This is a genomic window from Methylomonas lenta (genome assembly GCF_001644015.1).
GTDB lineage: Bacteria > Pseudomonadota > Gammaproteobacteria > Methylococcales > Methylomonadaceae > Methylomonas > Methylomonas lenta.
Genome location: NZ_LUUI01000095.1, coordinates 106,735 through 131,615, shown reverse-complemented (window position 1 = coordinate 131,615; position 24,881 = coordinate 106,735). Strand labels below are relative to the sequence as shown.

Genomic DNA, 24,881 nt, shown 5'->3' with positions numbered 1-24,881 from the left:
CTTGCCATTGCTAAATCTTAAATTCGAACGTTCTATTGATAAACCTGTCCGGCATGCTTGATCCAGCCGCCCACATGCCGACCACTCGGATCACGATGCGTCCAGTGCATCACGCCGCCTTTATTGCTCCATTCGTATTCGCCGTATAACTCAAGGCTATCTCCCTCGCTGAGATCGTTAATACGAGGTGCCAGATCGATATTATGCGCGACCAGCAAAGTCTGCCCCGAATTGAGCCGTACGATAAAACGCTGATGCCGACTGCCGCGATTATCGTCAGCTAGCAGCTTGCTTACTATTGCTGCAACCTGAATCTGAATGTCGCTACGATGGTTTTGATAAGCATCGGCCAGTTGCTGATCGGCATTGACTATCTCTCCATCAGCATTCGCCAGCGGCAGGGTATAGCTGTCAACCGACGCTAAGCCCAGCCAAATCAGAGCCAAAAAAATGCCGATCAGTAATTTACTCATGCTCTAAAGAAGAAATACAAAAATATGCTTAATCACTCAGCTTGCCGCAATTTCTCGACCAGCCAAGCGGTTTCAGTAATCGACAAGAAATCCTGCCAGGGTGGCATTGCCGTCCCTGCCCGGCCTTTTTGAATAACCTCTATCAACATCGCATCGGTTTTAGGCGCCAACGCGTCTGGCATCAAGGATGGCCCCAAACCGCCTTTCGGTGGCAAACCATGACATGAACCGCAATCATGTTTCAGCAGATTAATCAGCTCCTGCTGTCTTTGCGGACTGGGTTCATCCGCAAAAACAGAGGCTGACAACAGGCTAAGCAGCCAAAAATTGCGCATAAATTACGGCTTAACGCTACCGTAATAATGAGCGATATCGTTGATCTCTTTATCGGTCAAAGAGCCGGCGACGGCGTTCATGATGTCCGATACTCGGGTTTTATCCCGATACTGCTTGATGGCTGTTTTCAAATACTCGGGATCGCGGCCACCCAACGGCGGAAACGGCGCATCGGCGCTGGGCATGCGAACGCCGTGGCATTGCGAGCACACCGCTGCTGCTTTGGCCTGCCCGGCATAAAGATTGGCTGCCTGCACGGAACCGCCAGCTAACAGACCGACGACTAGCATGGAGTAATTCAATTTCATTTTGATTGCTCCATTTCATCAGGTGACAAACCGCGTGTCATATATTTAACCCGGCCACGCGAGAAAATACCGGCTGGGCTTTCCATAGGCACGGAAGCGACTTTTTGCAAGGTATTGGAGTCGTAAACCACCACTTCGTCGCCGTTATAGCCGGCGCTGATGTAGAGGAATTTGCCGTCGGCGCTATACTCGGGGAAATAGGCATGGCCGCCAACATCCAGAGTTTTAGCTACTTCCAGGGTTTTCTTGTCGATCAGCTGTACGGTACGAGCACGTCTGTCTTTGCTGATAATGTCTACAGCCACATAAGGCGCGTTGGCATGTGCAGCAGGCGATTCAGTACCGCCGGAGACTGGAATTTGCTTGACCACTTCCATTGTGTCCAAGTCCCAAACACTGACGACCATTTTGTCGCAATCGCCGAAGTTGGTACCAAAGCCCAGGGTACGGCCATCGACCACTACCGCAGAACCGCCACCCACGTGCGGAACGCAACCAGCCGGCAGTTTTTTGATGATTTCGCGTTTTTCCAAATCGATCGCGGCGACGATGCTATCGTCATAGGACGCAATCATTAGTTTTTTGCCGCCATGCGTCAGGAAAGCATCATGTAAATGACGACCGACATTTTCGATTTTGGTAACCGGGAAGCCTTCTTTTTTGTAATCTACAATCCAGACTTGACCGGCATTTTCCAAGGCAATTGCAAAAATATCCGCATACGGGGTACCGATGATCATGCCGGAATCGGATGAAACCATTTTGCCATCAGGATCAATGCCTTCCAGTTCAAAGGTTTTCAATGGTTCCAGGGTGTCGGCATCCAGAATCACTGCATTGTGCGGCACAAAAGAGCCCGCCATGATATATTTGCCGTCGCGCGACACACCCATACCTGGGCCGTTGAAACCGGTTTTAATGCTGCGGGTGGCTTGCATCGAATACAAATCCACTTTAAAGATTTCAGCTGTGTCCGTTTTCACATAAGCCCAGCGCGGATTGGCTGGATTGAAATCGATGATATGCGCGGCCACTTCAGTAGGGACTTCACCGACTTTTTGATGCGTAACGCTATTGATAAAAATAGCCCGCGAGCCTTCGCCACGGCCGTATTTACCGCGCGCCGCCACGCCGATCAAATTATCAATGTTATCGATTTTATAAGTGGGTTTGTCCGGCAAACTGGCTTCGTCTTTGACATAAACTTTCAGCGACTTTTTCATGTCGTCCATAGTCCAGGCCGGATTAGGTTGTTTCGGTGTGGCCTGCAGATGCTTGATGACACCACGAATCTCGTCATCGCTGAGTTTGCCGTAAAAAGGAGGCATTAGAGTGTCGAAACTGCCGGCCATTACTATGGTACGCAAAGCGGTGGGACTGCGACCTTTTAAAGTCTCCGCATTCAAAGCCGGTGCCAAATAACCACCGTGATCGGAGCCGTGACAACTGGCACAATTGTCTTCATACAATTGATGCATATTGTCTGATTTTGCCATTGCCATCCCGGATGACAACAGTGTAGCGATCGAAATCGCCAGTAGGGATTGATTCAGTCTTTTTGTTCTGTTTTTTTTCATTATGAATACCTGTCATCCGCGAGTTAAAAAAAGAGCCAACGCAAAACTATTAAACCATAAACCGGATTTATCAGATGGTTATGGAAAAAATTTCTGGTTGACTCAAGGCCGAATGTTATAAAATTTCGAATCGCTATTAAACAGCCAGAACCCCCTGTTGTCAACCCCTAAAGCAATGGTAGAATGATCCTATGTCACAAACCGATATTTACGAACTTATTGAATGCATGACCGCGCTGATACGCTCCGAAGAGCGTAAAAAATGCACGGAGCTGGGCTTGCAGCCCGTTCACTTTCAGGTTTTAAACTACCTGTCGCGCGCCAACAAATACAGCAACACCCCGGCGGCAGTCGCCAATTACCTGGGCATGACGCGCGGCACCGTCTCGCAATCCTTGATAATCCTGGAGAAAAAAGGCTATATCGCAAAAACGCCGGACGTTAACGACAAACGGGTAATTCATTTGAGTTTACTGACGGAAGGCTTAAACGTACTGCAACAAGCCCGGCCTTCCGACTTATTTCATAGCGCGACGGACATCTTGCACAGCACCGGCCAAGCCCTTACGGATGCCAATGTATTCGAACAAGCGCTAACCGCACTGCAAAAAGCCAATCATTCCCAATCGTTCGGCGTTTGCAAAACCTGCCGCAATTTCAGCAAAAAAGACGGCGATTTTTTCTGCCAATTGACGCAAGAAAAGCTTACCCACAGCGACAGCGAACAAATTTGCCAGGAACACTTACCTGTTTAAATTCATCGCTGCGCCAGCGTCCGGCAACCGTTTCACCCCTTATGGCTTTAAACCATGATGACACCACGCATTGCCTTGACTCCTGGCGAACCGGCCGGTATCGGCCCCGATTTATGCGTGCAATTGGCACAGGAACCGCAGGCTTGTGAATGGGTAGCGATTGCCGATCCGGATCTACTCCGGCAACGCGCACTGCAACTCGGCTTGCCGCTGACTATTCGGATTTTTGATAGCACCCAAGCGGCTGCTGTATCAGCCGCCGGCAGCTTAACCGTCATGCCCGTGCCTTTAGCCGCAGACGCTGTCTGTGGACAACTGAATATCGCCAACAGTAAATATGTTTTAGAAACCATCCGTTTGGCCACTCAGGGCTGTATCGACCAGACATTTGCCGCCATGGTCACCGCACCGGTGCATAAAGGCATTATCAACGATGCCGGCATTCCGTTCAGTGGTCATACCGAATTTATTGCCGACATTACCGGTGGCACCCCGGTGATGATGCTGGCTACGCCGGGTTTACGGGTAGCCCTGGTAACCACGCATTTGCCACTTTCGCAAGTCAGCGCCGCGATCACGCCACAAGCCCTAACCGACATCACCCGTTTACTGGACAGGGATTTACGCCAACGCTTTGGCATTGCCAACCCCAAAATCCTGGTCTGCGGTCTCAATCCGCATGCCGGCGAAAACGGTCATTTAGGCAGAGAAGAAATCGAGATTATCGAACCAACCTTAAATCAACTGCGCAATGAAGGCATCAACCTACAGGGGCCTTTGCCTGCCGACACCTTATTCACCCCTAAATACCTGGAAAGCGCCGATGCTGTGCTAGCCATGTACCATGACCAAGGCTTGCCGGTGTTAAAATACAAAGGCTTCGGCCAAGCCGTCAACGTTACCTTGGGCCTGCCCATCATTCGCACCTCGGTCGACCACGGCACTGCGCTGGATTTGGCTGGCAGTGGTAACGCCAGCCTCGGCAGCCTAAGGTTTGCGCTTAAAACTGCACTCGACATGATTTCATCAACTAAATAAAAACATGACCCATAAAGCCCGCAAGCGTTTTGGCCAGAATTTTCTGCAAGACCATAGCATCATCAACAATATTTTGTCCCACGCCTACCCGCAAGCCGGTGAGCATTGGGTGGAAATCGGACCCGGCCTCGGCGCACTGACGCTGCCTTTATTAAGCTCGGGCGTCACCTTAGACCTAGTGGAATTGGATCGGGATTTGGTGACCCACCTGCAAAAACAGTTTGCCGGCAATCCCAATCTAACCATACACAGTGCCGACGCGCTGAAATTTGATTTTAATGCGCTGGCCAAACCCGCCGAAAAACTGCGCATCATCGGTAACTTGCCTTACAACATTTCCACCCCGCTGATGTTCCATTTGCTGGAAAACGCCGGCTGCATTGAAGACATGCATTTCATGCTGCAAAAAGAGGTGGTGAACCGCATTTGCGCGGAACCCGGTAGTAAAAAATATGGCCGACTTAGCGTGATGATGCAATATTTTTGCGAAACCGAGTGGTTGTTTGATGTGCCGCCGGAAAGCTTCGATCCGGCACCGCAGGTGATGTCGGCCATCGTCAAGCTAACCCCCCTCGCCCAACCTCCCGTCGTGATTGAGGATTTCGAGCATTTCAGCAAGCTGGTCACCCAGGCATTTTCGCAGCGACGTAAAACCTTACGCAATTCGTTAAAAAACTATCTTGATGAAGCGTCTATCATCGCGCTGGGAATTGACGCCAATCTTCGCGCCGAATCAATTACGTTGGCGGAATTCGCCTTGATTAGTCGGCAGAGTTTGCAAAATAGTCAGGCTTAAGGCCTGACCATCTTTTCGGGTAATTGCCACAACCGAATTTAAAAGGTTTCGATTAGGGTGTCGCTATCGCGACGAGTTTGTTAGAAATCGGTTCTCGGACCGACAGCCGAGGTACTTTTCTTTGCTTGTCCAAAGAAAAGCACCCAAAAGAAACGACACCCGGATTCCGCCTTTATCCTGCGCTTCTATCTTTTGGCGAGGGTTTTCGAAGGACCTTCCCTGGCCCTGCGAAAACGAGCGGCATCCCTGCCGCTCCCCTATCGGGCCCAATTCGCCAAAAGCTGCGATGCTCGGGGCGGAATAACGGGAAACACACCCATCCTAAAATAATAAGCCATTAAATTATTTTATAACTCATGCTTGAGAATGTGTTGTAGGATGCTGCTGCTATGCTAAAGCATATATACAACTCAGGCGGATAACCCATACACCTAATATATTCATTACAGGAATTCAAATATGACACTAAAAGGCTTCGATTTCGGCAATGAAGCCGGTGATGATGCTAGCCCTGAAGAATTAGCATCCTATTTTGTGGAACAAGATGAATTTAAAAAACACCTTGACTTAAATAGGAGAATCTTCATCGCAACAGCAAGAAAAGGAGTTGGAAAATCAATTTTAATTAAACATCTCTCTCACACTATTAAAGCTAAATTTCCTGATGCATTGGTAATTAGATGCCGGGGCTCCGATCTAGCAAGGGATGCATTTAAACTAACTACGCCCCTTATAACCCCAAACGATTACATAAGGGACTGGATGGTTAGAATTTGTGCAATAGTGAATCGTGAAATTGCCAATACTATTGGATTCGCATTAACAGACGACGAAATAACCTTAATAGAATCTGCTGAACTAGACGGCTACAAACAAAAAAATATTGTCAGCTGTTTAACCGCAAGATTTGAAAAGTTCCTTGAAAAACTTAACGTAACCGCAAAAAAGCAAGAAATAAAAGATCATATATCAATACTAAAAAGAATTAAGTCTCCATCTGTGTTTATTTTAATTGACGACCTTGATGCAACATTTCAAAACACAGAATCTGAATGCTTGAGTATTAGCACTTTCTTTTCGGCATGCAGATACTTAACGCAAGACATTATAGGAATTAACTTTAGACTCACTATGCGTAGTGACGTTTGGCCTACAATCCGCAGATATGATGAGTCATTAGATAAGCTCGAACAATACGTTTATGAAATAGAATGGTCTGCAGAAGAATTCAGAACTCTTCTGTTCAAGAGAATCGAATCTCAGAGCATATCTAACGGATTTAGCATACCACCCAAAGAAGCTAGTGAGTCGATAAAAGAACATGAAGAACGAACTTTAATGTTGTTGTTTGTAGAAAAAGTAGAATGGGGACAAAAATATGTCCATTCTTATAAAGTGATCCATACACTTTCATATCAGCGCCCAAGATGGGCTATTCAACTATGCAAGCTTACTCAGAAAAATGCTTTATTAAAACGAAGGACACTGATATCTAAAGAAGATATTGACGATGTATGGGGTGATTATGGGGCCAAACGCATAGCTGATTTAGTTGCTGAACACAAACATCAATGCAAGCAAATTGAGGAATTAATCACTGCCTTTCGTGGTGCAGATCGGTTAATGACTAGGGATAATCTTTTAATATTTATCAAAAATAAGATACTAAATCATATTACGCCTTTTATTGATTCTATAAAAGTAACAACTCAAATAGAAGTTGGCAGATTCCTTTTTAGAATTGGCTTTTTGGTTGCTCGATCTGATGATGAATCTGGAGAGTATTTTCATTATAATTTTCGTGCAATGCCAGATTTATTAAACTCCAGAACTGACAATGACTTTAATATGAAGTGGGAAATCCATCCATGCTATCGGCAGGCGCTAGATATAAAAAAGATTAACAAATCACAAAGAGCAAAAATTGGATTCACCCCAAGATAGATTCTAGGCTTAACAAAATTGCACGCAATTGGCAACGCATGAAGAACTCCATATTTTTCTAGTTCCTCTTTTAGTTTAGGGATGGTTTTCTCCCGTTATTCCGCCCCGAGCATCGCAGCTTTTGGCGAAATGGGCCCGCAGGGGAGCGGCACGATGCCGCTCGTTTTCGCAGGGCCAGGGAAGGCCCTTCGAAAACCCGCGGCAAAAGCGAGAAGCGCAGGAAATTGGCGGAATCCGGGTCGCCTTTTCTTTGGATACTTTCTTTTGGCGAAGCAAAAGAAAGTATCTCGGCTGTCGGTCCGAGAACCGACTTTAAACAACCCGTCGCGATAGCGACACCTCAGCAACACCTTTAAAACAAAAGCCCACGCCCCAACCCACAGCCAAAAACCAACATTTAACGGCACTCCTATAAGGTTTGAGCTAAAATGCTGGGTTTTTTAACGGCTTCCGCAGACATACCCTCGCGGATACCAAACTATTAATTAGACGGCGAAAAGCCGCATTGATGCACCGGAGTTAATAACTATGCGTATCATCCTGTTAGGTAGTCCTGGCTCAGGTAAAGGCACCCAAGCACAATTCATCACCGAAAAATTCGCCATTCCGCAAATTTCCACCGGCGATATGCTGCGTGCTGCCGTACGTGAAGGCACTCCACTCGGTATAGAAGCCAAAAAAGTCATGGACGCCGGCGGCTTGGTGTCGGACGACATCATTTTAGGCCTGATCAAAGAACGCATTACCCAAGAAGATTGCAAAAATGGCTATTTGCTGGACGGCTTTCCTCGCACTATTGCTCAAGCCGAAGGCTTGGAAAAAATGGGAGTCAAATTGGATTATGTGATTGAGATTGCGGTAGACGACGCTGAAATCATCCAACGTATGAGCGGCAGACGTGTGCATTTAGCATCCGGACGCAGCTATCACGTCGTGTTTAATCCACCCAAAGTCGAAGGTCTGGATGATGCCACTGGCGAAACGCTGATACAGCGGGATGACGATACTGAAGAAACCGTCCGCAAACGCTTGAATGTTTATCACGAGCAAACCAAACCGCTGGTAAGCTTTTATTCCGCGCCTGAGCAGAAAGCTCAATTCGCATCCATCGAAGGCGTCGGATCAGTCAGCGACATAACCGCTAAGATGCTTGCCGTTTTGGCCTGAACGATTCGTTAACACCTTAATTCGAAAGCCTTAAGCTGCGTTTTATTTTTAATGCTGCCAGTGCTGCCGACCGCAGCGAAAAATCTCTGTGGATACTAAAACCAGACCCGCGGATATTTATTCTGCGAACATGATCAAAGTCAGCACATCCAAAATGAGTGATGCTGCACTAAATGCAATACAAAGGTAAAATAAACATGTCAAAAACATATGATGTTGCAGTAGTCGGCGCAACAGGCGCAGTTGGCGAAACCATGATTTCCATCCTGGAAGAACGCAACTTCCCGGTCGGTAAAGTCTATGCTTTGGCGAGCGAACGCTCTGCCGGCAAGCGCATTCCTTTTAAAGGCGGCTCGCTTGTCGTAGAAGACCTGGCAAACTTCGATTTTTCTAAAGTACAGATTGGATTATTCTCGCCCGGCGCGTCTATATCGGCTGAATACGCACCTAAAGCAGCAGCTGCCGGCTGTGTAGTGATCGATAACACTTCGCAATTTCGTTATGACGACGACATCCCTCTTGTGGTACCGGAAGTTAACCCGGAAAAAGTCGCCGAGTATACGAATCGTGGCATCATCGCCAATCCCAATTGCTCTACCATTCAAATGTTGGTGGCATTAAAACCAATTTATGATGAAGTTGGCATCAGCCGTATCAACGTGGCTACCTACCAGGCAGTATCCGGCACCGGCAAGGAAGCCATTGCGGAACTGGCAACACAGACTGCGAACTTATTAAATACCAAACCAGTCATAGCCAAAGTCTACCCCAAACAAATCGCTTTCAACGTTTTGCCACAAATCGATGTGTTTATGGACAACGGCTATACCAAGGAAGAAATGAAAATGGTTTGGGAGACTCAAAAAATCATGGGAGATCCTGATATATTGGTTAATCCAACCGCTGTGCGTGTGCCGGTGTTTTTTGGTCACTCCGAAGCCGTGCATATCGAAACCAAACAGAAAATTTCCGCTGCAAGAGTACGCGAGCTATTGTCTAATGCACCCGGCGTAACCGTTTTGGATGAGCGCATTGATGGTGGTTACCCAACCGCTGTTACCGAGTCTTCCGGCCATGACGATGTTTATGTCGGCAGAATTCGTGAAGACATCTCTCACCCTAACGGGATAAACTTGTGGGTAGTAGGCGACAATGTCAGAAAAGGGGCCGCTTTGAATAGCGTTCAAATCGCCGAGGTGCTGGTAAAAAATTACATCTAGTCTAAGATTAGCAAGCGTCTTTAATGCGTGTGTTTGATTGTGCCGAGGTAATCCCAGTGAAGGAAAAGAGTGTGAAGCATATAACTAAAACTTTTGCGATTGTATCGTTATTGATACCTATGAGCGCACAACCGCTGGGAATCGGTGACATTAAATTACATTCTGCACTGAATCAAACGCTTAACGCAGAAATCCGATTGAGTTTAGCGCCCGGCGAGAATCCCGCCGATATTTCGGTAAAACTAGCGGCTCCAGAAAAATTCGACAAAGCCGGCGTACCCTGGAATTATTTTTTATCCAAAATAAAATTCCAGCCCGACATACAAGCAGACGGTTCAGTCATCATAAAAATCACCTCCAGAGAACCTTTAACAGAGCCTTTTCTGGATTTTTTGCTCGAAGTCAATTGGCCACAAGGTAGTCAATTTCGCGAGTTTACAGTGTTGGTTGACCCGCCAGCCGCTTACAAAGCCCCTGCCATACCAAGCACTGCAAGTAGCAGCTATCAGATAGAACCACTAGACGACTACTATTCATCGCCTGCCAAAAGGTCTCGACCCAGCAAAAACCGCGTCACCCAGGTTAAACTCGCCTCTAATATCTCACCAGCCACACCTAGCAGTGGGGAATACGGTCCCACCCAAACTGCTGATACCTTATGGCATATCGCCGAACAACTGGGTAGTGAACGTAACGTACCTACTCGAAATATGATGGCTGCTCTGTTCCGAGCCAACCCGGACGCATTTAATCGTGGCAATGTCGATTCATTAAAAACCGGTGTGGTACTGAAAATACCTGAAACCGAGGCCATTATTCAGTCTAGTGACCAAGTCACTAAGCCAACAGCAGCTCAAAAAGCAGCCGCCGCGCCCACTAAAACATCACCGCCCAGCACTAAATCGCTGGAATTGGTAGCGCCGACCGATGCTAGAGTAACTGATACAGCCGACATCAGCGGCCAAGTAAAACCAGGGCAAGACAATTCTGATACACGTCAACCAGCAACTGCAAGCGGTTCTGCGGACGGCAAAGACCTCGAATTACAAAGTCGTATTGAGCGACTTGAACAACAGTTAAATATGATGCAACAACTGTTGGCATTAAAGGACCAGCAGCTATCAGCCCTGCAAAGCAATAATCAAGAAGCGGCTCAACAGGCAGCGACCAGCGCTCAAAATTTGCCCTCTTCTGAATCTGTTACACCTCCAGCAACCGAATCACAAGTAACGCCAACACCTACACAGCCACCTGCCGCGGACACAAATCAACCGCCGGTAGAAGCTAAACCAGCCCCGCTACCGGCCAAACCAAAACCAGTAGTAAAAGCCCCACCTCCCACACCTATTGCAGAAGATGAGAGCTTCTTATCCGCACCGTCCTATCTTTTGACTGTGGGCGGCTTTACCGTAAGCATACTTGGCTTATTAGGCTGGTTATTGTGGCGTAAACGTAAAATTGAAAGCCAAACCAATTCAGAAAGCATGTTTGCCACGGCAAGTCAGATCAGAATGCCGGATGCGGACAATAGCAGTCTTTCCGTTCCTGTGATGGATATGAGTAGCGCCAGTGGCGCCTACGATGTGGGTACAGTAGGAGAAAGTTCCTTCATCAGCGATTTTACACCTAGCGACTTCGAAGCCTTTGATACAGACCAAAATGAGATTGATCCTTTATCGGAAGCTGACGTTTATTTGGCTTATGGCCGATATCAACAAGCTGAAGATTTGATTCGTAATGCCATCAAAGAACAACCCGCAAAGGATGACTACAAACTAAAGTTATTGGAAATTTTTTACGCTAACGAAAACAAAGAAGATTTTTCAGCTTACGCGCAAGAGCTATCGGATGCAGGCAAAGCAACGAATATTCCTTTCTGGAGCAAAGTAACAGACATGGCCAGGGACATCATTCCTGAGTCAGCTTTGTTCGGCAGCACAGATACTCCGGCAACCAACAAACCAAATCCATCCAAGCAAGCCGAATCCAAGCTTTCTTCTGAAGATACAGAAACCAGCGAACCGGCGAATTTTGATCTTGAGGATGATTTTGCCTTAGATAAAGATTTTTCCAATGATGACTTGATTGATTTGGGAGCCTCTTCACTTCCTGATATGGCATTGATGGATGATGTTGATTCCGAAATTGCAGAATTACAGTTAAATGAACCTGAATTGGCTCAAGCAGACGATAATAGTCTGGACTTTGATCTTAGTTCATTTTCTGACGATAAAGACACTCAGCAATCAACGGAAATCGGCGAAGCGGAGTCAGACATTGAGTCTATAGATTTCGATCTTAGCGACTTGAATGCAGATGCAACCGACTTAAGTGAAAGCCCAGAAAAAGCTGATGCTGACTCACTGGAAGGCTTTGACTTTAACTTTGACTTAGGCTCTTCTGAAGATACAGCAGAGGAAATTAATGACAGTAATAATGAGCCTTTGGACATGGCTACATTGGAAAGTTTTGAATTTCCTTCATTTGATGCCGACGAAAATGAAGTCGAACCCGCTAAACCAACTCCTGAAATCAAACTTGATGAACCAACAGACGATTTTGATTTTAACTTTGATTTTGATACCCCTATCAAGAGTGGCGATGATGAAGAAATTGAGCTTGGCGTTTCCGATCTCACCGACATGGATGAGTTTGAAACCAAAATCGATCTAGCCAAAGCTTACATTGATATGGGCGATGCAGCCGCCGCTATGAGCATTGCTGAAGAAGTTCTGGAAAAAGGCACTTCAGAACAAAAACAAGCTGCACAAGCATTATTGGATGAACTGAAATAATGGGATTAAAGACATTAGGCTAAAGTGTTCCAATCAAAACCTTAAGCTCAAGTCACCCAGCCTGTTTTTGCAAATTAAGGCAAGCTGGGTAAATTCGACAACCCATCATTTCTTAGCCCAACTCCCGACCTATCCTTGTAAAATAGCCATCTCTCCTAGTATCGAACTGACTACAGTGGCCTGTTGGGTTGTTTTCTCAACCAGCTGCATCGTGTAACATGTAAGCTATTGAAATTCGTGTACCAAGGCGTGAACAAACAAATATGCGCTCTTCATCAATACACAATAAAAACAACAATTTATGCGCATTCTGAATATATTTTTTAAAAACATCAATTCACTTGAAGGCGAGGGGCGGATTTATTTCGATCAAGGCCCCATCGCTGATAGTGGAGTTTTTGCTATTACCGGCCCGAATGGCTCGGGAAAATCCAGCATTCTCGATGTCATTACCCTAGGGCTATACGGCGAAACTTTTCGGTTTGACAAACCCGCCGCGCATGTAATGACCAAACAAACCCGAGAATGCTTTGCCAAGGTAGAGTTTGCTTTGGGAGATGACAAATTTCGCTCTAGCTGGGAAGTAAAATACAACGATAGCCTGCCGGAAGTCACACCGCTTTTAGCGAAAATGACATTGACGCGGATTAACGGTCAGGAAGAAACATTAGCCGAAACGCCAAATCAGGTGCGCAATCGGATTGCTGAATTAACCGGCATGGATTTTCACAAGTTTAGTAAATCCATTATGTTACCCCAAGGGGACTTTGCCGCCTTTTTACTTGCGCTAGATAGTGAGCGCATGGATATACTGGAAAAAATCAGCGGTGCTGATCTATATAATGATTATCGCCAAAAAACAGAACAGCAATTATCCCAAGCGCAAACCCGCTTGAGCCAATTGCAACAAGATATCGCCACTCTTCCACTACTAAATGAGCAGGCATTGGAAACTGCAGCCCATGACCTGCAGGACTTCAAAGAACAAGTTAGCGAATTTAAGCAACAACAACGGCAAGTAAATCAACAGCTGGCTACACTGCAAAATATCGACAACCTCGAACACAAGCAGCAACATCTGCAACGTTTGCAACAAGATTTGTCAGCTAAAATCAAACACTATCAACAAGATTTGCAAAAGATTGCCAATAATCAAGCGGCCTTGCAATTCCGCCCGGAAGTAAACTTGCTAGACGCAAAACAAGCTCAGCTGGAACAAGATAAAGCTACGCTGGAAAGTTACCGCAAAGAGCTTGCCTTACTACAGCAACAATTGGGTAGCGAGGCTAATCTAGCTGTTTTACCGTTGGGTGAAAAGTCCCTGACTGAACAAAAACAGGTGATAGATGCCATAAAACTGTCTGTCAGCGAAATAAAGTTGGAATTACCACGTCAACGTGAACTGGCCCAGTCGATTCAACAACAAATCACCCAAAATCAGTTCTCATTGAGTGAAGTCGATAACTGGCTACAAGCGCATGCGAACGATGCCAGTCTTGTGGAGAATTTTCCTGATGTGGTGCGTTTGCGCATACTTAGAAATGAGCGTATCGAACTTAGCCGTAAGCAAAAATCGCAAGCGAGCTGGGCTAAAAACACACAGTCAGCGCTAAAGAAAAACCGCTCGTCGATAGAATCTACCCAAGATGATCTGACCGATTTAAAGCAGAAAATCGACGCTGATGAAAAGACTTTACGCTCTATAGCTCAAGGTAAAAACTTTGATGAGTTGAAGGAGTTGCAGAAAGAGCAACAAACCAGGGTCGCCGATTTTCAAGAATTAATATCGCTGGCTACTGTGACGTCTAAACTGACCAATAAAGGCTTATTTAGCTGGCTAGGCATCAGCAAACAATCCAACCTACCACCCAATGCTATCAAACTGCAGACAGATTTGGATGAACTGCAACAGGAAATGAATAGGGAAGAAAACATCATCAAAGTGCTTGAGCAAGCGCTACGCAATGAAGCTTTAATAAAAAAAATGGGCGCGGATCGCGCTAAATTGTTGGATGGCCAGCCTTGTTATTTATGCGGATCAATCACCCATCCTTATGTGCTAAAACCCCCGGTTTTTACCGACGCCAAAAAAGCACTTGTGGATCAGCGCGGCAAAATTCAGGCGCTAAAATCGCACATCGATAGCGTCAACACACAATTAAAAGCGGCGCAATCGCACGGATCGAAAATGTCTGCCAGACAACAGCGCCTGCAACAAATACAATCAGAATGGACGGTATTAGCCAACCGCCTTAATATCATGCGCGATGGCATGGATATCGACAACCTGTCTTTACAAAACCAAAAACAGTCTGAAGAAGCTACAGAACTGGATAAAATTAACAATCTGGTCAAGCAACATGCGCAGTTGCAGCGTGATATCGCCAAAATGAAGACAGACATCGAAACCAAACTGGCTGCACTAGAAAGATTCAACAAATCCGTACAAGAACTGGAAAGCGCCTGGAGTAACCGTCCTGCTGATTTCGACGACATTGAGCAACGGTATACCACCTGTATTAATGATGAAACAGCCCTAATTGCAAAACTGGAAAATCAATTAACCGCACTAGGCGAAAAACTACCTGCCAAAGGCAAGGAAAATACTTTATTCGACCGCCTGAATGGCCGCAGACAAGATTACCAGGTTTATATTCTGCGCCAACAAGGTTTACAGAAAGACATCGCAGCGTTAACTGAAAAACTGCGAAACTGCGAAAACAATATCAGTAGCTACCAACAACAGCTGGCCAGCAGCGCAGAAGCCTTAACACAACAAGAGCGCCTGAGCCTGCATATTGCCATTATCGAAAAGCAAAAACTCATCATCGATCAGGAACAACAAATTCGCATTACACAAATCGAATATAGAACCATCTTGCAAACCCTGACCGAGAGCATAACGGGCTTACCATTTGAGTCGGTGGACGAGTTAATAAACCTAATTCATCTGATTGCACAAGAAAGCAATATCAAGCAACAAATGGATATCGACACCGCCGGCCTGGAACGAACCGATCAACAATTGCAACCTATCATGGCAACACTTGCTGAACAGCGAGCAGCCACCAGCAATTTGTCGCTAGCTGATATTCAACCCGTGCTAAATCAAATTGCGGAAAAAATCGATATTGCCGAGCAAGAAGTCCTTAGCCTGGAAAACAAACTGGCTAAACAACAGCAATATCAAGATAAATTTAAAACCCTGCAAGCGCAAGCGGTTGAACAGCAGCGCTTGTTTACTGAAGCAGATGCCGAAATACAGCTAATCAACGACGATCCAGCCAGCTTTAAACGTCAGATGCAGCAGGTCATGATTGATAAGCTATTATCGCAAACCAATCAAATTCTGGAAAAGCTCAGCGGACGCTATTACGTTCGCAGCGGCGCCAGCGACTTAGGCCTTGCTTTGGAAATTGAAGATACCAAACAAAAAAATGTCCGACGTTTGCCGCAAACTTTATCAGGCGGCGAAAGTTTTGTGGTTAGTTTGGCGCTAGCCCTAGGCTTGTCTGAAATCGCCAACAACGGCAAAGCCATAGACTCGCTCTTTTTGGATGAAGGTTTTGGAAATCTGGATGCCGATTCGTTATATCTGGCTATGAGCACCCTAGAAAGCTTAAAGACTCACGGCAAAACTGTCGGTATTATTTCGCATGTGGATGCAGTGAAAAAACGCATTAAAACCCAAATCGAGCTGGTAAAAAAACCTAATGGTCTCAGCGAACTAAAAATGGTTGCCTGATAGGCAAGCAGTAACTAGCCAAAAGGCAGTTGCTGCTTGGCGTTTAATAAGATTATTGACCCACCATTGCAGGACCATAAGTGGTTTCTGCATAAAAGTCGTCCCAAACAAATGCCGGATCTACTATCGGATAGGTTGGAATCGGCGCCGTCAGCAAATCTAACGCACCCACACCCATGCGTCCAATCGTTTGCAGCAAACCCTTGAAAGAGCCGCCCGCCACACCCCAGATAATATTGCTATCGTTACTAACAATAATGATATTTTTTGGAATCTCAGCTACTGCTGTAGTCATATTCCCAAAACCACTGAGCAGCTTTCGTCCAACTGTTTGACCGTAGCTTTCAGACTGCTCGGCTTGCGCTGGATTAATAGCTGCCAAAAAGCCAATCAGCAAGAGTAAGGCAAGGGAATGGGTATTCAGTTTCATATCTTTTCCTGTGAATTGAGCGCGATAGCAGGCAATTTTAGCTTAACAAAAACAAGCTTGGTAAACAGCTTGCGCATGCATAGTGGTCATGCATACGCATATAAACACTTAAGACCTTACGCCTACTATATTCGGAAAAAAGTATAGCAGAGCCTGAAAATTTTATTTTTTCAGCGCTTTGGCAAAGGCATTGCTCATACTATTTTGCAGTATTGGTTGCGATTTGGGCTTAACTTTATGATTGGTTTTTTGCGGCTTTTCACTTGGCACGATATCGTTGCTATCAACACTTTTCTTCATGCTCAAAGATATTCGCTGCCGCGCCACATCGACCTCTAAAACGCGCACTTTCACCATGTCGCCGGCTTTCACCACGCTACGTGGGTCTTTGACAAAATCATCTGCCAAATGCGAAATATGTACTAAACCATCCTGATGCACACCAATATCGACAAAGGCACCAAAATTGGCCACATTGGTCACAACCCCTTCCAGCGTCATGCCGGGCTGTAAATCGGTGACCTTCTCTACGCCTTCTTTGAATTGCACACTTTTGAATTCAGGCCGCGGGTCACGTCCAGGTTTTTCCAGCTCTTGCAGAATATCGCTAACTGTGGGTAATCCAAATGCGCTGCTAATGTAATTAGCCGGGTTTAAACTACGTAAAAACTGACTCTGACCGATCAAGTCCCGGATTGATTTACCAGTGTCGTCCAGAATGGCATTCACCAGCGGATAAGCTTCAGGATGCACGGACGAGGCATCCAGTGGATTATCGCCACTCATTATGCGCAAAAAACCAGCGGCCTGTTCAAAAGCCTTATCCCCCAGACGCGGCACTTTTTTCAGTTGGCTTCGGTTCAGGAACGGACCGTTGCTATTTCGAAAGCTCACTATGTTTTCACTGATACTGGCTGTCAAACCGGAAACTTGCTTCAACAAAGGCACGGATGCAGTATTCACATCCACACCCACTGCGTTCACACAATCTTCCACTACTGTATCCAGCATGCGCGCCAACTGCACTTGATTGACATCATGCTGATACTGGCCGACGCCAATGGCTTTGGGATCGATTTTAACTAATTCTGCCAGTGGGTCTTGTAAGCGGCGCGCAATAGAGACCGCACCACGTAGCGACACATCCAGCTCGGGAAATTCTTTGGCGGCCAATTCCGACGCGGAATAAACTGATGCACCAGCTTCTGAGACCATGATTTTTTGAATAGGCAAATCTTTGTGCTGCTTCATCAGATCGGCAACCAGTTGATCGGTCTCGCGGGAGGCTGTACCGTTGCCGATACTGACCAGTGTTACCTGATGCTGCTTTATCAGTCGGGCTAATATCGCTATCGATTGATCCCACTGATTTTTCGGGGCATGCGGATAAATGGTATCGGTCGCCAAGACTTTGCCAGTAGTATCAACCACAGCCACTTTGACCCCTGTACGAATACCCGGATCGAGACCCATAGTGGTTTTATGCCCTGCGGGTGCCATTAATAGTAAATCGCGCAAATTATTGGCAAACACTCGAATCGCTTCTAATTCAGCCGCTTCGCGCAATCTAAGTTTCAAGTCCAGATCGATTCGGGTAAACAGTTTGATTTTCCAGGCAAATCGAGCTGTTTCCGCCAACCAGGCATCTGCTGGCTTGCTGATATCCTTAATCGCAAGCTGCTGACAAACAAACTGGGTACAGAGTTGATGTTCTTCCTGATCCAATTCTGCCGGTTTTAGCGTCAGCGAAAGTACATCTTCATTACGGCCACGAAAGATAGCCAGTGCACGATGTGAAGGAATGGTATTGATCGCTTCGCTGTAATCGAAATAATCCTTAAACTTAGCCGCCTCAGTTTCTTTGCCACTGACGACAGTAGAATGCAAAATACCTTTACGCCAGATGCGTTCGCGTAATTCAGACAATAATTCGGCATTTTCAGAGATGCGTTCCATCAAAATTTGCCGTGCGCCATCCAAAGCAGCTGCCACATCCATCACGGCTTTATCGGCATTAACATATGCCTGGGCTATTTGTTCGGGTATCAAAGCACGGTCAGCCATCAAGGCATCAGCCAACGGCTCCAGGCCCGCTTCACGCGCTATTTGTGCTTTGGTACGACGTTTGGGTTTATAGGGTAGATATAAATCTTCCAGTAAGGTTTTGCTATCGGCTAGCTTAATGGCTCGTTCCAATTCAGGCGTCAGCTTGTCTTGAGTAGCTATGCTTTCCAGAATGGTCTTGCGTCTATCATTAAGTTCGCGCAAATAACTCAAACGCTCTTCTAGTCTCCGTAACTGGGTATCATCTAAACCATTGGTCGCTTCTTTACGATAACGGGCAATAAACGGCACCGTAGCACCTTCGTCCAATAAAGCCACTGCTGCAGCTACTTGTTGAGATGTTACCGAGAGTTCTTCGGCAATACGCTGGATAACGTCCATTTTTTTCGGGTAATTTTTAGGGAAGAAGGGATTTCAACGGCTCAACTAGGCATTGTTATGAAAAGCATCGAGAAAGTATTCACAGACTAGGTGAAAACGTACATTCATCTGTCGGAGCGATGCAACGCCTTCATGACCGTTAGCATGAAACACGGCGATTTACGGCAAACTGGAAATGAAAAAACCAAGACTCTAAACATAAAAAAGCCATCTCTTGCCGCAGCAAGAGATGGCTGAACTAACTTAATATTTATTATTATTGTAAGTTTTGCTTATTCTGCGTCTTTCAAAACGTCGTTGTTGAAGTCTTTGTGACCTTTCAACACTTGAGCTTCAGCCGCAGCTGTAGTTTCGCCTGAATAATTTTCCAAATGTTTAGTTTCATCAGCTTTCAACAGAAATACGCCGATGATAGCAACCAGAGTAACGCCGATGACGACAGCCATTGTGTTATCTTTTTCTTGTTCAGCCATTTTTAAATCCTCATTAAATTGTTGTAATAGTAATTAAGCCCTTAATTAAGGGGCAACTCGAGTTACATGTCGAAAATTAGTATTTTTTTTGGTCGACGGTGCATTTTTTACACTTAATTTTGTTTTGTGTCAAAACAAAATTGTAAAAGATGCCTTAAACCCCATTGTCCGGTAAAGTAATAGACTAAAAATTAAGGAGTCTAAACCGTGTTTGAAGTTGCTGAATTAGGCCACACTGTTGAAAAATCGCTGTATAAAGAAAAATCAGCACAGCTGCGCACCCAACTGCTAACGATACAACACCAACTAAAAAGCTGCCCATTTTCAGTCATCATTATCATTTCAGGTGTTGACGGCGGTGGCAAAGGTGAAGTGATTCATAAACTTAACGAATGGCTGGACCCTCGCCATATGCGCACTATCGCCCTCGGCGAAGCTAGCGACGAAGAACGTGAGCGCCCTACATTCTGGCGTTATTGGCGCACGCTTCCTGCCAAGGGCACGATAGGGGTTTATGTCGGTTCATGGTATAGCGACCCCATTGCGCAAAGGGTTTATCAAAAAGTTGATGACAACGCTTTGCAAACCGAGTTGACACAAATCAATCAACTGGAAAAGTTATTAGCGGACGACAACACATTAATTATCAAATGCTGGCTGCATCTTAAAAAAGCAGATCAGGCCAAACGACTAAAATCGCTTGCCAAAAATCCCGCCACAAAATGGCGGGTGACAGACAAGGATAGACAGCATTTAGGCTTGTATGACGAATTTATCGGCGTTGCTGAACAAGTGCTGACCGAAACCAGCAAATCTTACGCGCCCTGGTTAATCGTAGAAGGCTCGGACATCCGATACAGCAGCCTAACTGTCGGCCAACATGTGTTTGAGCGTATCGAGCAACATATACAGCAATATGACGCCACCCTATCCACAGCTACGGATCTGCAAAACTCATCCAACAACAGCCTGATAGAGCAATACAATCTGCTTGATTCACTGGATTTAAGCTTGAAACTGGGCAAATCCTACTATAAAAAACAACTGGAAAAATATCAGGGTAAGCTTAACGAACTAAGCCGACATGCATTGGCTGCTAATCGTTCCAGCATCCTGGTGTTCGAAGGCTGGGACGCTGCCGGCAAAGGCGGCGCCATTAGACGCCTGACAGAATCCATGGATGCACGGCATTATCAAGTTATCCCCATCGCCGCCCCCACTGACGAAGAGCGCTCACATCATTATCTCTGGCGTTTCTGGCGACACATTCCACGCGCAGGCCAGGTGACTATTTACGACCGTAGCTGGTATGGCCGGGTGCTAGTAGAGCGAGTCGAAGGCCTAGCCAAAAACAGCCATTGGCAACGCGCTTATTCGGAAATCGTCAATTTTGAAGAAGCCTTGCTTGCGCACGGTATAGTCATTATGAAATTTTGGCTGCATATCGATAAAGACGAACAAATTGACCGCTTTAAGCGACGCGAACAAATCAGCTATAAACAATTCAAAATCACCGATGAAGACTACCGTAACCGTGAAAAATGGGACGATTACCAAAAAGCCGTCAACGAAATGATCGCTCGCACCAGCACCAGTAAATCGCCTTGGTTACTGGTAGAATCCAATGACAAATATTATGCCCGCATCAAAATCATTAAAGCCTATTGTGAGCGCCTGGAGAAAATGCTCGATGAAATCAACTGACTTACATACGCCTGCATATCGACAGCTAGTAAAAACCACCCTGTTGCTCATAGTAATGGGGCTTAATGGATGCAGTTATATTATTGGCTCTGCGACCGAAGATTTTACTGACAACCTAAAACAAACCGTTCTCAACCATAACGACCCTGATACAGTTGCCGACGCCTTGCCCGCCTACCTCATCATGCTGGAAGCATCAGCAACCGGCGACGCAGAAAATGAAAGCCTTTTGTTTGCAACCGCGAATATGTATGGCGCTTATATAAGCCTGTTGCCAGATGACGAGATACGTAAACAACGCTTGAGTCGCAAAAGCCTGGATTTTGCCTTACAAGGCGGTTGTTTGCACGATCAAAACTGGTGTGGTTTGCAGCAAAAATCATTTGATGATCTGCGTTCACTGATCGCACAAACCGATATTGACGACATCGACAGCCTTTACAGTATTTCCGCCGCCTGGACTGCTTGGATACAAGCCAACAAAAGCGACTGGAACGCCATTGCACAACTGGCTCAAGTCAAGTTGATCTTAAAACGAGTGCTAGAATTAGACGAAACCTACAAACAAGGCACTGCCCATGTCTATATGGCAGTAATGGAAAGCCTGATACCAGAGACTTTGGGCGGGAAACCCGAATTAGCCCAACAACACTTTCAACGCGCCTTGCAATTGGCGCCGGATAATCTAATGATCAATGTATTGTATGCTAAATATTACGCTCGCATGGCTTTTGATCGTGATTTGCACGACAATTTATTAAAAAAGGTGTTAAAAGCAAATGTCGCTGCACCCGGCCTGACGTTGATCAATACCCTGGCACAGCAACAAGCACAACAATTGCTCGATAACGCCAACGATTATTTTTAAAACGAAGCATATCATCATGAAATCTAATTTATTTAAATTCCTGGCTTTTTCCTTACTCTTTCTATGCTCACAAATCGCATCCGCAGTGACGCTGAAAATCGCCACACTGTCGCCTGACGGCTCCTACTGGATGCAAAAAATGCGCGCAGGCGCTGAAGAAATCGAAAAGCAGACTGATGGCCGGGTTAATCTGAAGTTTTATCCTGGCGGCGTAATGGGTGATGACGCTACCGTATTACGCAAAATTCGTTTACACCAACTGCAAGGCGCAGCAGTTACCAGTGGTGTATTAAATGGGGTTTATCCCGACATCCAGCTTTACAACCTGGTATTGCTGTTCCAAAACGAACAGGAAGTCGATTACGTACGCCAAAAAATGGATGCCGAACTGATGCAAGGTATGGAGCAACAGGGCATGGTAGCCTTAGGATTTGCCAACGTGGGTTTTGCTTACTTAATGTCAACCACCCCGATCCGCACACTGGACGACATGCGCAGTCAAAAAGCCTGGGCACCGGATGACAATAAAATCGCCATCAATGCTTTCCAGGCTTTCGATATTTCCCCTACGCCTCTTCCTCTGCGCGATGTATTGATGGGCTTACAAACTGGCATGATCAATGTCGTCACCGGCTCTCCAGTTGGCGCCTTGGCTTTGCAATGGCACAGCAAAATCAAATATGTCACTGATTTACCCATGCTATACCTGTTTGGCGTCCTAACTATCGACAAGCCTGCCTTTGATGAAATCGCTGCGGCTGATCAACAAATCGTGCGCGAGACTATGGCGCGCGTGATCAAAGAAATTGACCAGCACAGCCGCGAGGACAATCAACAGGCTATTGCTGCTCTGCAAAATCAAGGCATTCAATTTATCAAACCCACGCCGGAAGCGGAGGCAGAATTTAAACAAAAAATTGCCGCCACCAACAGCGAGTTTGAAAAAACTGCAGATCTAAGCCCTGATAAAACTGCAAAACTGCATCAGTATTTAGCCGAAATCAGGGCTCAAGCCCAACCCTGATCTTATGAGCATACTGGTTAAATTACATCAATGTCTGCTAAAAGCCGAGAATCTGTTACTGGTCACTATAGTCCTCTCGCTGATTATGATCGCCGTCGCCCAAATCCTTATGCGTAATGTAATGGGTGGCGGCTTGCTGTGGGCTGATGCCTACACCCGCATCAGCGTGCTTTGGATTGCCATGCTGGGCGCCATGCTCGCCAGTCGGCAGCGCAACCATATAGCCATCGACATCGTTGTGCAGCGCTTACCTACACGTTGGCGCGGTCTTGCCCAGCGTATCAGTAATGGCTTAACCGGACTGGTGTGTTTTGTAGCGGCCTGGTTTAGCAGCGACTTTTTGCTGCAAGAGTTCGCCTATGCCGATAAAGCATTTGCCGATATTCCCAACTGGCTGTGCGAAGCTATCATTCCGTTTGCCTTTATTGTCATTGCCTTGCGATACAGCATTGCTGCCTTAATTGGCGACAAACATTCCGCTTAATCACATGACGCTGATTCTTACAATCCTTTTATTATTGATGCTGCTATTGGGTGCGCCGCTGTTTGCTGTGATCCTGGCGGCCACCATTTTAGGTTTTTACAGTAGTGGAATTGATCTGACAGTCATAACTGCCGAGCTGTATCGCATCGCCAACACACCGTTGTTAGTTGCCCTACCCTTATTCACCTTGTCGGGTTACTTGTTATCGGAAAGCAACACATCAGAACGTCTACTGCGGCTTACCCGAGCCTGGTTTGGCTGGATGCCGTTTGGATTAGCCGTTATTTCGCTGTTAACCTGCGCCGCCTTTACCGCCTTTACCGGCGCCTCCGGTGTGACAATTATCGCCCTGGGCGCATTGCTGCTACCCGTTTTAATCAAAGAAGGTTATGACGCCAAATTCAGTCTAGGATTGGTCACAACATCCGGTAGTCTGGGCTTGCTGTTACCGCCCTCTGTGCCGTTGATTTTGTATGGCATCATAGTTCAGCAAATCAACATCGGCGAGCGATTCACCCTGACACAATTATTTATGGCAGGCATATTGCCCAGCCTATTAATGATTGCATTATTGACGCTATGGGCGCTCTGGGCTAACCGGCATGTGACTCTAGATAAAACCGAATTCAACTGGCCGGAAGCGTTTTCAGCCATAAAAGCTATTGCCTGGGAACTACCATTACCCTTATTCATCATCGGCGGCATTTTTGGCGGGTTTCTGGCGATATCAGAAGTCGCAGCTGCCACGGCTTTGTATGTATTGATCGTTGAAGTTTTTGTTTATAAAGAAATCCGCTTGGCCGGCTTAAGCAAAGTCATGAGCGAATCCATGCAAATGCTGGGTGGTATTCTGTTGATTCTGGGTGTATCGATGGCGTTCACCAACTTTTTGATAGACGCCGAAGTGCCGATGCAGTTATTTGAATGGATCAAAAGCCATGTTGATAACAAACTTAGTTTTTTATTGTTGCTAAACCTGTTTTTACTAGTGCTAGGGGCTATTCTGGATATTTTTTCAGCTCTAGTGATAGTAGTGCCCCTGATCGTGCCGATTGCCGTCAGTTATGGCATACACCCCATACATTTAGGCATAATATTCTTGGCTAATATGCAGATTGGCTATCTAACCCCACCTGTAGGGATGAATTTATTCATTGCCAGCTATCGCTTCAATAAATCCATTAGCGAACTCTACCAGGCCACGTTACCGTTTATGCTGATTTTATTAGTCGCAGTTTTTATTATTACCTATGTGCCATGGCTGAGCACCTGGTTTTTAAGCCAATAAGCCTTTCATAA

20 protein-coding genes are annotated in these 24,881 nt (G+C 46.0%); 13 read left to right on the top strand and 7 right to left on the bottom strand.

Annotated features, from left to right (window positions below):
* Nucleotides 1-32: 32 nt before the first annotated feature.
* Genes A1359_RS08865 through A1359_RS08850 form a run of 4 tightly spaced genes read right to left on the bottom strand, consistent with a single transcriptional unit; the run spans nt 33 to nt 2,694 of the window.
* Nucleotides 33-473: a DUF3465 domain-containing protein gene (locus A1359_RS08865; RefSeq protein ID WP_066981163.1), complete on the bottom strand. Its 441-nt coding sequence runs from the start codon at nt 471-473 to the stop codon at nt 33-35.
* Nucleotides 474-505: 32 nt separating this feature from the next.
* Nucleotides 506-808, bottom strand: coding sequence for a c-type cytochrome (locus tag A1359_RS08860; protein ID WP_066981160.1), 303 nt, complete (start codon nt 806-808; stop codon nt 506-508).
* 3 nt (nt 809-811) lie between these two features.
* Nucleotides 812-1,117, bottom strand: a complete 306-nt coding sequence (locus A1359_RS08855; protein ID WP_066981157.1) for a c-type cytochrome — start codon at nt 1,115-1,117, stop codon at nt 812-814.
* Nucleotides 1,114-2,694: a nitrite reductase gene (locus tag A1359_RS08850; protein ID WP_066981154.1), complete on the bottom strand. Its 1,581-nt coding sequence runs from the start codon at nt 2,692-2,694 to the stop codon at nt 1,114-1,116. The genes A1359_RS08855 and A1359_RS08850 overlap by 4 nt, the downstream gene beginning before the upstream one ends.
* Nucleotides 2,695-2,885: 191 nt before the next feature.
* On the opposite strand from A1359_RS08850, the gene A1359_RS08845 reads away from it, so the two are divergent.
* The 8 genes from A1359_RS08845 (at nt 2,886) to A1359_RS08810 (ending at nt 16,154) form a co-directional block, all read left to right on the top strand.
* Nucleotides 2,886-3,449, top strand: a complete 564-nt coding sequence (locus A1359_RS08845; RefSeq protein WP_066981151.1) for a MarR family winged helix-turn-helix transcriptional regulator — start codon at nt 2,886-2,888, stop codon at nt 3,447-3,449.
* Between the two features lie 54 nt (nt 3,450-3,503).
* Nucleotides 3,504-4,487, top strand: coding sequence for a 4-hydroxythreonine-4-phosphate dehydrogenase PdxA (gene pdxA, locus A1359_RS08840; RefSeq protein WP_066981149.1), 984 nt, complete (start codon nt 3,504-3,506; stop codon nt 4,485-4,487).
* 4 nt (nt 4,488-4,491) lie between these two features.
* Nucleotides 4,492-5,283 (top strand): 16S rRNA (adenine(1518)-N(6)/adenine(1519)-N(6))-dimethyltransferase RsmA, encoded by a 792-nt coding sequence (rsmA, locus tag A1359_RS08835; RefSeq protein WP_066981147.1) that lies wholly within the window; start codon nt 4,492-4,494, stop codon nt 5,281-5,283.
* A 459-nt stretch (nt 5,284-5,742) separates the two neighbouring features.
* Nucleotides 5,743-7,227: a P-loop ATPase, Sll1717 family gene (locus tag A1359_RS08830; RefSeq protein ID WP_066981143.1), complete on the top strand. Its 1,485-nt coding sequence runs from the start codon at nt 5,743-5,745 to the stop codon at nt 7,225-7,227.
* A 528-nt stretch (nt 7,228-7,755) separates the two neighbouring features.
* Entirely contained in the window at nt 7,756-8,394 is a 639-nt protein-coding gene (adk, locus tag A1359_RS08825; RefSeq protein ID WP_066981139.1) for an adenylate kinase, read from the top strand.
* A gap of 197 nt (nt 8,395-8,591) precedes the next feature.
* A complete protein-coding gene (locus tag A1359_RS08820; protein WP_066981136.1) occupies nt 8,592-9,614 on the top strand; it encodes an aspartate-semialdehyde dehydrogenase in 1,023 nt (340 codons plus the stop codon).
* Between the two features lie 71 nt (nt 9,615-9,685).
* Complete coding sequence (locus A1359_RS08815; protein ID WP_198159303.1) at nt 9,686-12,409, top strand: FimV family protein; 2,724 nt, start codon at nt 9,686-9,688, stop codon at nt 12,407-12,409.
* A gap of 301 nt (nt 12,410-12,710) precedes the next feature.
* Nucleotides 12,711-16,154, top strand: a complete 3,444-nt coding sequence (locus tag A1359_RS08810) for an AAA family ATPase (protein ID WP_066981130.1) — start codon at nt 12,711-12,713, stop codon at nt 16,152-16,154.
* 52 nt (nt 16,155-16,206) lie between these two features.
* Here A1359_RS08810 and A1359_RS08805 read toward each other — a convergent pair whose 3' ends face one another.
* From A1359_RS08805 to A1359_RS08795, 3 genes are all read right to left on the bottom strand, one after another.
* On the bottom strand, nt 16,207-16,584 hold the full coding sequence (locus tag A1359_RS08805; protein WP_066981127.1) for an exosortase system-associated protein, TIGR04073 family: 378 nt from the start codon (nt 16,582-16,584) through the stop codon (nt 16,207-16,209).
* Between the two features lie 162 nt (nt 16,585-16,746).
* Nucleotides 16,747-19,029 (bottom strand): Tex family protein, encoded by a 2,283-nt coding sequence (locus A1359_RS08800; RefSeq protein WP_066981124.1) that lies wholly within the window; start codon nt 19,027-19,029, stop codon nt 16,747-16,749.
* Between the two features lie 272 nt (nt 19,030-19,301).
* Nucleotides 19,302-19,502, bottom strand: coding sequence for a hypothetical protein (locus A1359_RS08795; protein WP_066981121.1), 201 nt, complete (start codon nt 19,500-19,502; stop codon nt 19,302-19,304).
* Nucleotides 19,503-19,709: 207 nt separating this feature from the next.
* On the opposite strand from A1359_RS08795, the gene pap reads away from it, so the two are divergent.
* Genes pap through A1359_RS08770 form a run of 5 tightly spaced genes read left to right on the top strand, consistent with a single transcriptional unit; the run spans nt 19,710 to nt 24,870 of the window.
* On the top strand, nt 19,710-21,206 hold the full coding sequence (gene pap / locus A1359_RS08790) for a polyphosphate:AMP phosphotransferase (protein WP_066981117.1): 1,497 nt from the start codon (nt 19,710-19,712) through the stop codon (nt 21,204-21,206).
* Nucleotides 21,193-22,074: a TRAP transporter TatT component family protein gene (locus A1359_RS08785; RefSeq protein WP_066981114.1), complete on the top strand. Its 882-nt coding sequence runs from the start codon at nt 21,193-21,195 to the stop codon at nt 22,072-22,074. The genes pap and A1359_RS08785 overlap by 14 nt, the downstream gene beginning before the upstream one ends.
* A gap of 16 nt (nt 22,075-22,090) precedes the next feature.
* Entirely contained in the window at nt 22,091-23,098 is a 1,008-nt protein-coding gene (locus A1359_RS08780; protein WP_066981111.1) for a TRAP transporter substrate-binding protein, read from the top strand.
* Between the two features lie 4 nt (nt 23,099-23,102).
* Complete coding sequence (locus A1359_RS08775; RefSeq protein WP_066981107.1) at nt 23,103-23,582, top strand: TRAP transporter small permease; 480 nt, start codon at nt 23,103-23,105, stop codon at nt 23,580-23,582.
* 4 nt (nt 23,583-23,586) lie between these two features.
* Nucleotides 23,587-24,870 (top strand): TRAP transporter large permease, encoded by a 1,284-nt coding sequence (locus A1359_RS08770; RefSeq protein WP_066981104.1) that lies wholly within the window; start codon nt 23,587-23,589, stop codon nt 24,868-24,870.
* Nucleotides 24,871-24,881: the final 11 nt, after the last annotated feature.